The sequence below is a fragment of the Bradyrhizobium sp. CCGUVB14 genome (assembly GCF_024199935.1).
GTDB lineage: Bacteria > Pseudomonadota > Alphaproteobacteria > Rhizobiales > Xanthobacteraceae > Bradyrhizobium.
Map to the genome: position 1 here is coordinate 2,721,575 of NZ_JANADS010000001.1, position 13,837 is coordinate 2,735,411.

Consider the following 13,837-nt stretch of genomic DNA (forward strand, 5'->3'; position numbering starts at 1 on the left):
CGTCACGGAAACCTGATGAAAGCCGCAAAACTCGTCTTCGGCCTGATCTGCCTCGCGATCCTCGCCAGCAACATTGCGACAATGTCGCGCTGGAGCGAGGCGCGCGGGGTCTATGACGACATCTGCTATCTCCGGCAGGCGCATCTGTTCCAGCGCTTCGGCGCCGGCGGGCTCGACACCAACGCGGCCAGGGACGACGATCGTTATTTCGAGGGCAAGCTGAAGGAAATCGCCTTCGCCGAATGGAAGGATCCGATCCGCTGGCCCTGCCACAATCCGATGCCGGGCGGCAAGGTCGTGTTGCAATATCCACCGGGCACCGGCTTCCTGCTGGCGCTGTTTCCGCAAGGCCACCAGGTCGTGCCGCTCTACATTGTCGCGAGCCTGATCGTGTGCGGCCTTGCGCTGTCGGGCATCGCCATGGCGCCGACGCTGCCGTCGGTCCTGGGCGCTGGCGTGTTCGGCGCGCTTGCCGTCTATCTCATGATCAATCCGGCGAAAGCGAGCTATTCGGTTGCGCCGACCATGGCGCTGTGCGCCGTCGTGGGCTTCCTGACGGCGCTGTGGCTGGCCAGGGACAAGCGCAGCGTGTTGCTGATTGCGCTGATCGGTCTCCTGCTCGGTGTGTCCGTCAATTTCAGATTGCCGAATGCCTTGCTGGCGGCCGGCTATTTCCTGTTCCTCGGCATTCCCTTCCTATGGACGCGCTCGCTAGCAACGTTCGTGCAGGGCCTCGCCTTCGGTGCCGGCGTGCTCGTCGGCATGGCGCCGACGCTGGCCGCCCAGGCCATCAATGCCGGCAGCGCGCTGGCGACGACTTACGGCAGCGCCGACGTGGTTGCGCCGGGCCTGGACTTCGCCGTACTTGGCCAGTACCTGCGCGACATGCAGATCGTGTTGATCGTGCTTGCGATCGGCGCGACGCTCGCGCTGTTGTGGTCGCGCGAGGGGCATGTGCGGCAGGCGGCCTTCGTCGTTGCCGGCAACCTCGTCGTCAATCTCGGCTTCTTCCTGAGCCACCCGATCTTCACGCCGTACTACGTCGTGCCGATCGCAATGCTGTCGCTGTGGACGCTGTCGTTTGCCCGGCTGTTGCAGCCGGCCGAGATGCGTGAGGCCGCATCGGTCCGGTCCGAGCCGGCCAGTCTGGGAGCGCTGCCGCGATGACATCCGCTCAACCCCGCATCGCCGTGCTGGTGCCCTGCTACAATGAGGAGGCGGCGGTTGCGACCGTCGTCGCCGACTTCCGCAAGGCGCTGCCCGCGGCGGAGATCTTTGTCTACGACAACAATTCGCGCGACAGCACCGCTGCCGTTGCGCGCGAGGCCGGCGCGATCGTGCGCAGCGAGCGGCGGCAGGGCAAGGGCCACGTCGTGCGCCGCATGTTCGCCGATGTCGAGGCCGACATCTACGTGCTGGTCGATGGCGACGCCACCTACGATGCGCCGAGCGCTCCGCGCATGATCGACAAGCTGCTCGAGGAACATCTCGACATGGTGGTCGGGCTCCGCATCGACCAGTCGCAGGCGGCCTACCGTCTCGGCCATCGCACCGGCAACCGCATGCTGACCGGCTTCCTGTCCTCGACCTTCGGCCACGCCTTCAAGGACATCCTGTCCGGCTACCGCGTGTTCTCGCGGCGCTTCGTCAAATCGTTCCCCGTGCTGTCCGATGGCTTCGAGATCGAGACCGAGCTCGCGGTCTACGCGCTGGAGCTGTCGCTGCCGGTTGCCGAGGTCGAGACGCCCTATTACGCGCGGCCGGAAGGCTCGTTCTCGAAGCTCAACACCTGGCGCGATGGCTTCCGCATTCTCGGCACCATGCTGAAGCTGTACCGGTCGGAGCGGCCGCTGCGCTTCTTCACCGTGATCGGGATCCTGCTCGCCCTGGCCGCGATCATCCTTGCGATCCCGATCGTCGTGACGTTCATCGAGACCGGCCTGGTGCCGCGCCTGCCGACTGCCGTGCTGTCGATGGGATTGACGATCGTGGCGATGCTGTCGGTTTCGTCGGGCCTCGTGCTCGATACCGTGACGCGGGGGCGGCGGGAGATGAAGATGCTGGCCTATCTGTCCCAGCCGGCGCCGAAAAGGACCTGAAGTCGGGCGCGGCGCCCATAGACCTCCAGATGCGCAGATGCTACTCCGCTTGCCGGATTGACGCGTTTTCTTAACGCGAACCGGAATCCACTTCGCTCGAAAACGCTATGATATGAACGATCTCTCAATCACCATCAGTCCCGAAGCCCCCGGCGACGCCCAGGCGATCGAGCGGCTGCACGAGCGCACGTTCGGCCCCGGCCGCTTCGTGCTCAGCGCCTACCGCATCCGCGAGCACGTCGACCATCTGCTCGACGTCTCCTTCACCGCCCGCATCGGCACGCTGCTGGTCGGCTCCGTCAGGCAATTGCCTGTCACGATCGGCGAGACGCCGGCGCTGCTGCTCGGGCCGCTGACCGTCGAGCCGCCGTTCCGCAGCCGTGGCATCGGCCGCATGCTGATGGAGCGGGCCCTGAAGGACGCCGGGGACAAAGGCCACGCCATCGTGCTGCTGGTCGGCGACGAGCCCTATTACAGCCGCGTCGGTTTCAAGCTCGTCCCCAAGGGACGCGTCACCATGCCGGGCCCGGTCGATGCCGCCCGCGTCCTGGTGTTCGAGCTCGTCGACGGCGCGTTCGAAGGTGTCTCGGGCACAGTGGCTCCGGACTGGAGCAAGGCACGGGGATAGCGCACCCGGCAACCGATCGAGGCCCAAATGTTCCGCGTGATTGCCGACACATTGCAGGCCTACCTCGATTTCGATCCGAAGCGAAAGCGCGATCTGACCGAGTTGCACAAGCTGGTGGTCTCGGCCGCGCCAGCCCTCAAGCGCCATTTCCATCAGGGAACGCCCGCGGGAGAGGCGGGAATGCGCATGAAGATGATCGGCTATGGAAAGTTCCGCTACGCCATCAAATCGGGCAAAAGCACGGACTGGCCGGTGATCGGTGTTGCACTCCAGAAAAACTACATCAGCATGTACGTGACGGTGACGAGGCAAGGCGCGCCCGTCGTATCCCGTTATGCCGGGAAGCTCGGCGAATTGCGCATGGGGGGCAACAACTTCAGTTTCGAGCGGTTCGACGATCTCAAGCACGATGCGGTGTCTGCTCTCGTCGCGGAGGTTGCCGGCATCTACGAAGCGGATCCTGAAAATCCCGTCCGCTACATGCAGGGGTCCTGACCTCCGATTCCGACGCAGTCGGGAATATTCCGGGTGACCGGGCGATCATGATCGGCGGGATTTTGTCCACCGCATGAGAGCGCCCAAATGGCCCTTAGTCGCCGCCAACTTCTCGCGATCGCATCGTTGACGGTCGCGTCCTCGATTGCAGGCGATTCCCATGGAGCGGGCGGGCCGATCAAGGCGATCGCGTTCGACGGCTTTCCGATCTTCGATCCGCGTCCGATCTTCGCGCTGGCCGAGAACCTGTTTCCCGGACGCGGCGCCGAACTGTCAAACGCCTGGCGAACGAAGCAGTTCGAATACACATGGCTCCGCACCATGAGCGGAGATTATCGCGACTTCCTCGGCGTCATCGATGACGCCCTGGTGTTCGCCTGCAAGTCGCTCGATATCGAACTGACCGGCGTCAAGAGAAGTGCGCTGGTCGAAGGTTATCTCGGCATGACGGTCTGGCCCGACGTATCGCCCGCTCTGTCCATGCTGAAGGACAATGGCTTGCGGCTCGCACTCCTGAGCAATTTCTCGCCCGCGATGCTCGACGCCAATATTCGCGCCGCAGGGCTCGAAGGCGTCTTCGAATTTCAGCTGAGCACGGATGCGGTTCGTGCCTACAAGCCTGACCCGCGGGCCTATCAGATGGGCCTCGACGCTTTCGCCTTGAAGCGTGAAGAGGTTCTCTTTGCAGCCTTCGCCGGCTGGGACGCCTCCGGTGCAAAACTGTTCGGCTATCCGACCTTCTGGGTCAATCGGCAGAAGCAACCGCGCGAACAGCTCGATGCCGTTCCCGACGGCGAGGGGCTCGGCATGACCGACCTGGTGCACTTTCTGTCGAGCTAGTGCGAGCGACCAGCTGCCACTGTACCGTCGGCGCGGTTTATGCCAAAAACCGCAGGCGAAGCAGACGAAGGACATGTGAAGTTTGGCCGCACCCAAGAAGGGCACCTCGCCCGCGGAACGCCAGAACGGGATTGATCGGACCATCGATCTCCTGGAAGCGCTGCTGCATCTGCGCGAACCTTCCAAGCTCAGCGATCTCGCCAAGCGAATGGGCGCGCCGCGATCGACCGTCTATGCCATCGCCAATCGCCTGATCGAGGCGGACCTGCTGGAGAGCGTCGGCGACGGCGGGCAGGTCTATTTCGGCAAGGCGGTGCATCTCTATGGGCGGGCCTATGCGGAGGCCAATCCCCTGCATCGCCGCTGCCGCGAAGCCCTCGACCGGCTCGCGACCCAGCACAGCGCCACCGCGCAACTCTGCGCGTTGCGTGGCCGCAAATATGTGGTGGTCGATACGCGGGACGGGTCGGGCCTGTTCCGGATCACGACGGATGTCGGCATCGAGGTGCCGCTGCCGTGGACGGCATCCGGCCGGTTGCTGCTGGATCATATGAGCCCGGCGGACATTCGCGCCTTTGTTCCGAAGGAGGATTTTCGCCTTCCGGACGGCCGCGTCCTCGACATCGACGATTTCATCAAGGACGTCGCGCGCGCCAGACGTGACGGCAAATGCGTAACGACGGCGCTGTCCGATCGGTTTACGTCATGTCTTGCCGCCCCCATCCGCGACAAGAGGGGTGTTGCGGTTGCGACGCTTTGCTTCGTCGTTCCCGCGGATTCGGTGAAGGAGCGCAGGACCGCGCTGCTCGACGATCTCGTCGCCACCGCAACCGAACTCTCCGATCGCCCCTGAGCCAAGCCGGCCTGCAAGCGCAGCGACCGATGTTCCCGCATCGCCTCGCGCGCCGTCGCCGCGCGTCCCCTGTTTGCGCGGCACGCAGTGCACAACGTTCGGAGAATGCACGTCGAGGCGCGCAGGACTAGAATGTGCAGGCTTGACATCACGCCGTCCGAATATCTAACGTGACGCTATAAGAACATATTGTCCACTATAAGAGACATTGTAATTGCAGGCGCGGTGAGGTTCTTGCGGTCCCATGACAGGGCGCGAGACGCGATCCTGCGTGTCCAAGCGAGGATTCAACATGGCGAATGCAGGACAACAGGTACCCGGACGACGCTGGCTGATCGGTTGTCTGCTCGGCGTTGGAATTCTCATCAACTACATCGATCGCGTTGGCCTCTCGGCCGCGACGCCCGCGCTCACCAAGGAGCTCGGCCTCACCGCCACCGACATCGGCCTGCTCGGCAGCGCGTTCTTCTGGACCTATTCGCTGCTGCAGGTCCCCGGCGGCATGGTGCTCGATCGCTTCGGCGTCACCAAGGTCGGCCGCGGCTCGAGCTTCCTCTGGGCGGTTGCCGCCACCATCACCGCGCTCGCCAGCGGACTTTACGGAATCTTCGCCGCGCGTCTGTTGCTCGGCGTCGCCGAAGCGCCGGCGTTTCCGGCGAGCCAGAAGGCGACCGGCCACTGGTTTCCGCTCGACGAACGCGCGCGCTCGACCGCGATCTTCGATTCCGCGGCCAAATTCTCCAACGTGATCGGCGTGCCGCTGGTCGCCTACGTGATCTTTCTCTACGGCTGGCGCTGGGGTTTTGGCGTCACCGCGCTGCTGAGCTTTGCGTATTTCATCGCCTACTACATCATCTACCGAAATCCGAGCGAGGATCCGAAGCTCACCAAGGCGGAGCATGACTACATCGTCGACGGCGGCGGCACGCCGGAAGGCCCGGCGACCGCGGGGCAGAGCCGCATGCTCGGTTACCTCCTGCGCAACCGCAAGGTCTGGGGCCTCACCATCGGCTTCTCCGCCTATGGCTACACCTTCTATCTCTTCCTCACCTGGCTGCCGGGCTATCTCGCCCAGACCATGCATATGAACCTGATGTCGGCCGCGGGCTATTCGACGATTCCCTGGATCTTCGCGACGTTGTCCGACCTCCTGATCGGCGGGTTCCTGGTGGATCATCTGATCGCGCGTGGTTACGACTCGACGCGGGTGCGCCAGTCCGTGATCATCATCGGCATGCTGATGGGGCTTGCCGTGATCGGCGCCGCCTTCACCGTGCAGCCGGGCTGGGCGCTGTTGTGGCTGTCGATCGCGATCTCCGGCCTGTCGGCCGCGGCGCCGGTCGGGTCCTCGATCGTGTCGCTGATCGCGCCCAAGGGCGGCGCGGGAAGTGTCGGCGGCATTGTCAACTTCACCAACAATATGATGGGCGTGCTCGCGCCGATCGTCACCGGCATCGTGGTCGACTGGACACAATCGTTTGCCGGTGCCTTCATGATCGCCGGCGTCGTGCTGCTGATCGGTATCTTCTTCTATGTCGTGGTGCTCGGCCGGATCGAGTCGATTCCGGATTTCGAAGAGGCGTCGCCGGCAGGCGCCGTGCCTGTTCACTGAGGAGAGGGGCATGCCCCAGAATCTTGACAGCAAGGACACGCTGATCCGCAACGCCCGGGTGATCGACGGCACCGGCGCGCCGTGGTTCGAGGCCGATTTGCGCATCAGCGATGGCCGCATCGCGGCGATCGGCGCCTCGTTGCCGGCGGACGAGGCCGACATCATCGACGCGCGCGGATGCTATCTCGCGCCGGGCTTCATCGATGCGCATTGCCACGACGACCTGATCTGCCTGCGCGAGCCTGACAGGCCCGAGAAGACGTTGCAGGGCGTGACTACGCTCGTCGTCGGCAATTGCTGCTTCTCGCTCTATCCGGCGACCGCAGGCTCCGCCGAGCTGCTGCGGCTGCACTTCTCGGGTCTCGCCGGTGAAACCCGTCCGGACGAAGTGTTCGGCAGTTTCGACGGCTACCGGCAGGCCCTGGAAGGGCCGGGCGTGGCGCTCAACCTCGTCTCGCTGGTCGGACATGCCGCGATCCGGCTCGCCGTGCTCGGTTACGAGCGCCGCGCGGCGACGGAGGCGGAGATCGCGGCGATGCAGGCGCTGCTTGCGCAGCAGCTCGCCCAGGGCGCGGCCGGCCTGTCGCTCGGCCTCGTCTATCCGCCGAGCGCCTTTGCCGACACCAATGAACTGAACGCGCTGGCGGAGACGGTGCGGGCGCACGGCAAGCTGCTGACCGCACACATCCGCAGCTATGAAGCGGGTCTGCTGCAATCCATCGACGAGTTCATCGCGATCCTGCGTGCCTCCGGCGCGGCGGGATTGCTGTCGCATCTGCAATCGGCGGGAAAGCCGAACTGGGGCGCGATTCCCAAGGCGCTCGACCGGCTCGAGGCGGCGCGCGCGGAGGGGATCGATATCTCGTTCGACATGTATCCGTATCCGGCCGGCAGCTCCTACATGCTGCAATTGCTGCCGCCGGCCGCGCTCGAAGGCGGCATCGACGCGCTGCGCGAGCGGCTGCGCGATTCCGCGAAGCGCGAGGCGCTGCGCGTGCTGGTGGAGGAGGGCGATCCCGATCCGCATGCCGCGCAGTCCAAGATCGTGCTGATTGGCTGGCACAATGTGCGCATCTCCGGCACCGGCAATCCCGCGCTGAAGCCACTCGAGGGCAAGTCGATGGTCGATGCCGCGCGCGAGCTCGGCATCTCGCCGTTCGATCTCATGGTCCGCTGCATCAAGGAGGATCAGGGCCAGACCGGCATCATCATGTTCCAGCTCGATGAGGCCGATTTGCGCGCGGCCTTCACCCATCGCCTGCACATGGTCGGCTCCGACGGCATTCCGCGTCCGGGCACCAAGCCGCATCCGCGCGCCTATGGCAGTTTCCCGCGCGTCGCCGGCCGCCTGACGCGCGAGCAGGGCTGGCTGACGCTGGAAGATGCCGTGCGGCGAATGACGGCGATGCCCGCCCAGCGCTTCGGCCTGTCCGACCGCGGCATCCTGCGGCCGGGCATGGTCGCGGATCTCACGCTGTTCGACGAGACCATCATGGACAAGGCGACGTTCGAGACGCCGACGGAAATGCCCGCAGGCATCCGTTCGGTTTTCGTCGCCGGCAAGGCCGTGGTCGCGGACGGACGCAGCACCTTCGCGCGGCCAGGCCGGGCCCTGACGTAATCTCACCACACAGGACGAGACCAATGACGCTGAAACGATACGGCGCGGCCGGCGGCACCGGCACCGGCGGCCAGCACCTTCCTTTTGCCCGCGCGGTCGAGGCCGATGGCTGGCTCTACGTGTCGGGGCAGACGCCGATGGAGAACGGCGAGGTGATCGAGGGCGGCATCATCCCGCAATCGCACAAGGCGATCCGCAATATGCTCGCGATCCTGACCGAAGCCGGCTACGAGCCGAAGGATGTCGTGCGTTGCGGCGTCTGGCTCGACGATCCCCGGGACTTTCAAAGCTTCAACAAGGTCTTCGCCGAATATTTCGGCGCCAATCCGCCGGCGCGGGCCTGCGTGGTGTCGAGCATGGTGGTGGATTGCAAGGTGGAAATCGACTGCGTCGCCTATCGCAGGTGAAGCTGCTCCTGCTGCGTCCGCTGGGCTAGTTGGGATGAGCTTTGGTGGAATCGATGCGCGCCAGGCGTTCACCTCTCCCGAAGGGAGAGGTCGGATCGCATTGAAAATGCGATCCGGGTGAGGGGTTACAGTCTCGCCGATCGCTGCGCCCCCTCACCCGGATTGCTCAGGCGCGCAATTGCGCGCCAAAGCAATCCGACCTCTCCCCGCTGGGGAGAGGTGGGCTTCCGAGCAAGCCGAGCTAACCTGATCTCATCATGGTCTAGAACCGTTGCGACATGCCGACATAGAAGCCGCGCCGCGGTCCGTATTGCGGGGCGAACACACCGATGCCGGAGCCGTCGCGGATCTGGTAGATCGTGTCGAACGCATTGACCACGTCGAAGCGCACCGTCGTCGGCTTGTTCGGCGCGATGATGTTGAAGTCGTGTGACAGGCCGAAATTCACCTGCGTGTAGCCGGGCAGGTGATCGGTGTTGGCAAAGCCCGAGCGCAGGCCACTGCCATAGATCATCGACACGCTGTAACGCGTGCCCTCCCAGAGATAGGAGGCACCGGCCGATCCCGACAGCATCTGGGCGTGGTCGGTGTAGATGTAGTGGCCCGCGATGTAGGCGAGCTCATCCGCACCGAACAGATACTGGTTCGAGACGACGTTGCTCGCGATCTGCTTGGCCCAGGCGATATTGGCGTAGGCGCTGAAATTGCCGTTGCGGTAGGTCGACTTCAGCTCGACGCCGACGTTCTCTGCGTGATCGTAGTTGAAACCGCTCAGCACATAGGCCGCGCCGAACTGGCCGTCGTCGAGCAGGTCGCGCGCCTTCTTGTAGTAGGCGTCGGCGCCGACCTCCAGGCCCGGGATCGCGTAGATCTTCTGCGTCACGCCGACGTCGAACACGTGCGCGCGCTCCGGCAGCACCGGACTGTTCTGCGCCACTTCTGGCGTCAACGTGTTCGCGGGCGCGCCGGGCGGCGTCACCAGCGCGAGGTTGACCGGGGCCGCGATCACCTGCGAGGGCGGGGTGAAGGTGCGCGCGTAGCCGGCGTGGAACATGGTGCCGTCGAACGGCTTCCAGGTCAGGCTGACGCGCGGGCTGAGCTGGTTCGCATCGACATATTGGTACATCTGGTCGAAGCGCAGGCCGGCGTTGAGGGTCAGATTGTTGGTGATCTTCCACTCGTCCTGGACATAGGTCCCGATCAACCAGCCGGTCTTGGCGCTGGAATCGAATACCGAGAACGGCGCGTCGTTCGTTCCCGCGGTCGGGTCGGTGGGATCGGCCAGCGGCAGCACAGTTGATCCGCTGTTGACCAGCGTCCGCTCCGCGCTGACCGAGAGGCCGAAGCGCAGCGTGTGCGCATAGCCGATGCGCCAGGCGGTGTCCTGCTGGATGCCGTTGACCACGCTCTGGCGATAGACATCCGAGGACACGCCGTTGAAGACGAGATCGCCGATCGGATCGGGGTAGAAGTGCAGCTGGCTGTAGCGATTGAAATACGAGGTCTGCGTGTCGAACTCGCCATTCGAGGTCTGGTAGGAGACGACGTTGAACTGGTTGAACTCGTTCTGGTGCTCGTTCAGCCTGGACGAGTCGAAATTCGAGACGCCGAACGCCGTGTTGGCAGGCGCCTGCCCGGGGTTGTTCGGAATCTGGAACGTCGCATTCGACACGCCGCTCATGAAGGTCAGGCGGCTGTTCGGATCGATCATCGTCGAGAGATAGAGAAATCCCTTTTCCTGGTTGGTGCGGTCGTGGATCGCATTGACCGACGGGGTCGGGTTCTCGATGCCGAGATTGTTCTGCAGGAAGCGGCCCGACAGGAAATACTGGGTCTGTCCGACGGTCCCGCCATATTCCACGTTGGTCGAGATGGTGCCGTTGCTGCCGCCATAGACGCCGACGACGCCGGAATTGTTGAAGGCATCGGCCTTGGTGGAGATGTCGAGCACGCCGGCGGTGCGCTGGCCGTATTGCGCCGGTAGCGCACCAGTGAGCAGGCTCATGCTGCCGACGATGCCGGTGTCGAGGATCTGCCCGAACGCGCCGACGCCGTCGGGAAGCATGACGCCGTTGATGCGGTATTGCAGGTTGGCGTGCTCGTTGCGGACGTGCAGGTCGCCGCTCGCCGCCGAATCCTGGGTGACGCCGGGGAATTGCAGCAGCACCTTGTCGAGCGAGGCGTTGGTGCCCTGCGGCAGCGCCTCGATCGCCTGGCGCGTGAGCGTGTGGGCGGTGGCCCCGCCGGGCGGAAGCACGCTCTGACGCGCCGCGTCCATCCTGTCGCTCTGCCCCTCGACCGCCGCCGGCGCTTCGGTCGGCGGTTTTGCCTGCGAATTTGTCCTGTGCCTGTCGACGGCGACCCGAACCTTGGGACGGCGCGGCGCCTGCGTCTGCTTGGGCGCATCGACCTCGACGCTGGGCAGCGTCGTGAGGGGAGCCGTCGTCTGCGCCATGGCGCCGCCGCCAGGGTGAAACAGCGTGAGTGCGGCGAGGCTCGAGCCCGCCAATATTGCTTTTGAAGACACCATTGTCCTGATTTCCGATCGCGCACCGCCGCGCTCATTCGGAGCACTTGCAGGCAGCACGCGCCGTCGACACGCGACGGATCAATTTCGATAGCCCTGCGGAATCGGCGCGAGGCGCGGCCGATGGCAAAGGCAGCTCAATCGATGGAGATCAGGTGGCGGGAGGAGCGCGCGGCTGGAACGCGTGGCTTGCCGATTCCAGATGGATGAATTCGGCATCGGTGGTGCGGTAGAGCAGCTCGACCGCCTGCGGCAGCAACAGCAAGGGCGGCGTCGCGAACGTGACCGTGCCGGCCATCGCGACCAGCGCGCAGATCGCGCAATTGTCGTCGCCCGGCTGTTCGCGATCGGGATTTGTCGGGGACTGCTTCTGGACCGCCGTGCGGTCGGTCGACGCGATCGTCTTGGCGCTGTCGGCCAGTTGGCCTTGCGCGAGGGGCGCGGCCTGCGCGAACCAGTGGCTGTGACCGAAGGTCAGCGCGAACTGCACCAGCATCGCGAACAACGCGAGCCGGGCGCCGTGCCTGATATTCGACCGGAACCACTTCATCTGAAAACGCCACCCCGCATCGCGAGGCGCCAACCGGGCGTCGCGATGTTATATTGTAACATCGCCCGATCGGTCAGCGGATGTCAACCGCCGCGGCAACGGCCCAAGTGGACCGTCGCTAAATGTGTCGTTCGGGCAACTAGCGCCCCTCACGCACCCAGGTCGCGGCAAAGGCGCCGAGCAGCAAGAGCAGGCCGATCAGGCCGGCGAAGATCGGCAGCACGCCGACGCCTTTGACGACGCTGGCGTCGCGCATCCGCACGCCCATCCAGCCGTCGCCGGCAAAGACGCTGGTCGAGCGCACCGGGACGATGCGCGGCAGCTCGACGCTGCCGCCATCCGCGATCCGCACCGCGCTGCCGCCGGTCGCCTGCGTCAGCGGCTTCAACGTGTCGGTGGTGGAGGTGACTTCCGAAAACTCCTTCGGATTGGTCGGTCCGACATTGATCAGCGCCTTCAGCGTGCCGTCGGTCGCAGCCCACAGGCCGAGCTCGCTCGCGGGAAGGCTGGCACGCCATTCGCCGGGGTCGCCGGGGCTGAGCGTCAGATCACGCGAGACGCCGGAGGGCGAGGTCACGCTCACCGGCTGCACGCTATCAGCCATGGTCTGGCGCACCACCACGAGATCCTTGCCCTGCACCTGGAGGCGCAGCGCTTCCTCGTCGAGGTCCGGCTGCTTCATCAGCCAGTGCGACATCCGCCGGAGCAGATCGAGATGCGGGCCGCCGCCTTCGTAACCGCGCGCCCACAGCCAGATGTGGTCGGACAGCAGCAGCGCGACGCGGCCTTCGCCGAAGCGCGACAGGAACAAGAGCGGCTTGCCGTCTGCGCCCGTCATCACCGGCGGGTTGACCGAATTGCGGGTCTCGACGGTGCGGAAGAAGCGGCTCCAGTGCGGCGGCTCGAACGCCGAGCCTTCCAGCCCGCGCGTCACGGGATGGCGTTTGCCGATGTCGGAGAGATGCGCATAGAACGGCTTCTCGGTGACGCCGACCGGTTCTGCCGGCAGCACCGTGTCGAGCGGCGTGCGCCAGATGCTGGTGGTCGAGGCATAGTCGGGGCCGGCCGACACCAGCACGGCGCCGCCGGCGCGCACATAGCGCGCGATGTTGTCGAAATAGGCGATCGGCAGCACGCCCTGGCGGGCGTAGCGATCGAAGATGATCAGCTGGAATTCGTTGATGTGCTGCTGGAACAGCTCGCGGGTCGGAAACGCGATCAGCGACAATTCGTTGATCGGCGTGCCGTCCTGCTTCTCCGGCGGACGCAGAATGGTGAAATGCACGAGGTCGACGCTGGCGTCGGACTTCAACAGGTTACGCCAGGTGCGCTCGCCGGAATGCGGCTCGCCGGACACCAGGAGCACGCGCAGCTTGTCGCGCACGCCGTCGATGGCGACGACGGCGCGATTGTTCACCGGCGTCAGTTCGCGCTCGAGCGGCGAGGCCTCGATCTCGACGATGTTCGGCCCGGCATGCTTGATCTCGACGTCGACGCTGGCGCTCTGGCCGCTTGCGAGCGTGCGCTCGTTGATGACCTCGCCGTCGCGGCGGACCGTGACCTTGGCGCGCTCGCCGGTAACGCCCTGGTCGTCCAGCTTGTAGGTGATGGTCTGGTTCTGGCCGACGATGCCGAAGCGCGGCGCCGCGGTGATCGCAATGCGGCGATCGCGCTCGTCCTTCTGCCCGGTGACCAGCGCCTGCACCGGCGCCTGGAAGCCGAGCGCGGCGGCATTGGCCGGGATGTCGTGCACGCGGCCGTCGGTGATCAGGAACGCGCCGGCGACGCGGTCGACCGGCACATCCGACAGCGCGGAGGCCAGCGCGCCGAACAGCTTCGTGCCGTCGGTCTCGCCGTCGGCCTGGCCGGCTTCGACGACGCGCACTTCGAGCCCCTTGATCTTCTTCAGGCTGTCGACCAGCGCTTCCTGCGCCTTCGCGGCCTCCTGGTTGCGCTTGCCGAAATTCTGGCTCGGGCTCTTGTCGACGACGACGGCGGCGACCGAGGTGAGCGGATCGCGGTCCTCGCGCGTGAAGGAGGGATTGGCGAGCGCCAGCAGGAACAGCGCCAGCGCCGCCACGCGCACGGCCGCACCGCGCGCCCGCGCAAGCAGCAGCACGATCGCGATGACGACGATCGCAGCGAGCGCGATCCACAGGACGATCGCGGGGACAAGCGGCGTAAAGGCGATGCCGTAGTTCATGT

12 protein-coding genes are annotated in these 13,837 nt (G+C 65.3%); 9 read left to right on the plus strand and 3 right to left on the minus strand.

The window, feature by feature from the left end; genetic code table 11:
- The first annotated feature begins 15 nt into the window (after positions 1-15).
- From NLM32_RS12555 to NLM32_RS12595, 9 genes are all read left to right on the plus strand, one after another.
- Positions 16-1,167 carry a hypothetical protein gene (locus tag NLM32_RS12555; protein WP_254129285.1) on the plus strand — a complete coding sequence of 384 codons (1,152 nt, stop codon included), beginning with the start codon at positions 16-18 and terminating at the stop codon, positions 1,165-1,167.
- The gene (locus NLM32_RS12560; protein WP_254129286.1) at positions 1,164-2,099 is read left to right on the plus strand and encodes a glycosyltransferase family 2 protein; all 936 of its coding nucleotides are present in this window, start codon (positions 1,164-1,166) and stop codon (positions 2,097-2,099) included. Before NLM32_RS12555 ends, NLM32_RS12560 begins: the two co-directional genes overlap by 4 nt.
- Before the next feature lie 112 nt (positions 2,100-2,211).
- Positions 2,212-2,727, plus strand: a complete 516-nt coding sequence (locus NLM32_RS12565) for a GNAT family N-acetyltransferase (RefSeq protein WP_254129287.1) — start codon at positions 2,212-2,214, stop codon at positions 2,725-2,727.
- 27 nt (positions 2,728-2,754) lie between these two features.
- The gene (locus NLM32_RS12570) at positions 2,755-3,222 is read left to right on the plus strand and encodes a DUF1801 domain-containing protein (protein WP_254129288.1); all 468 of its coding nucleotides are present in this window, start codon (positions 2,755-2,757) and stop codon (positions 3,220-3,222) included.
- 87 nt (positions 3,223-3,309) lie between these two features.
- Positions 3,310-4,062 (plus strand): haloacid dehalogenase type II, encoded by a 753-nt coding sequence (locus NLM32_RS12575; protein ID WP_254129289.1) that lies wholly within the window; start codon positions 3,310-3,312, stop codon positions 4,060-4,062.
- Between the two features lie 82 nt (positions 4,063-4,144).
- On the plus strand, positions 4,145-4,915 hold the full coding sequence (locus tag NLM32_RS12580) for an IclR family transcriptional regulator (protein ID WP_254129290.1): 771 nt from the start codon (positions 4,145-4,147) through the stop codon (positions 4,913-4,915).
- Positions 4,916-5,207: 292 nt separating this feature from the next.
- Positions 5,208-6,527 (plus strand): MFS transporter, encoded by a 1,320-nt coding sequence (locus NLM32_RS12585; protein ID WP_254129291.1) that lies wholly within the window; start codon positions 5,208-5,210, stop codon positions 6,525-6,527.
- A 10-nt stretch (positions 6,528-6,537) separates the two neighbouring features.
- Positions 6,538-8,148 (plus strand): amidohydrolase family protein, encoded by a 1,611-nt coding sequence (locus NLM32_RS12590; RefSeq protein ID WP_254129292.1) that lies wholly within the window; start codon positions 6,538-6,540, stop codon positions 8,146-8,148.
- A 23-nt stretch (positions 8,149-8,171) separates the two neighbouring features.
- The gene (locus NLM32_RS12595; protein ID WP_209968996.1) at positions 8,172-8,555 is read left to right on the plus strand and encodes a RidA family protein; all 384 of its coding nucleotides are present in this window, start codon (positions 8,172-8,174) and stop codon (positions 8,553-8,555) included.
- Positions 8,556-8,817: 262 nt separating this feature from the next.
- Here NLM32_RS12595 and NLM32_RS12600 read toward each other — a convergent pair whose 3' ends face one another.
- The 3 genes from NLM32_RS12600 to NLM32_RS12610 form a co-directional block, all read right to left on the minus strand.
- Complete coding sequence (locus NLM32_RS12600) at positions 8,818-11,085, minus strand: TonB-dependent receptor (RefSeq protein WP_254129293.1); 2,268 nt, start codon at positions 11,083-11,085, stop codon at positions 8,818-8,820.
- Positions 11,086-11,233: 148 nt separating this feature from the next.
- On the minus strand, positions 11,234-11,632 hold the full coding sequence (locus tag NLM32_RS12605; RefSeq protein ID WP_254129294.1) for a DUF2946 domain-containing protein: 399 nt from the start codon (positions 11,630-11,632) through the stop codon (positions 11,234-11,236).
- Positions 11,633-11,771: 139 nt separating this feature from the next.
- On the minus strand, positions 11,772-13,835 hold the full coding sequence (locus NLM32_RS12610; RefSeq protein WP_254129295.1) for a hypothetical protein: 2,064 nt from the start codon (positions 13,833-13,835) through the stop codon (positions 11,772-11,774).
- Positions 13,836-13,837: the final 2 nt, after the last annotated feature.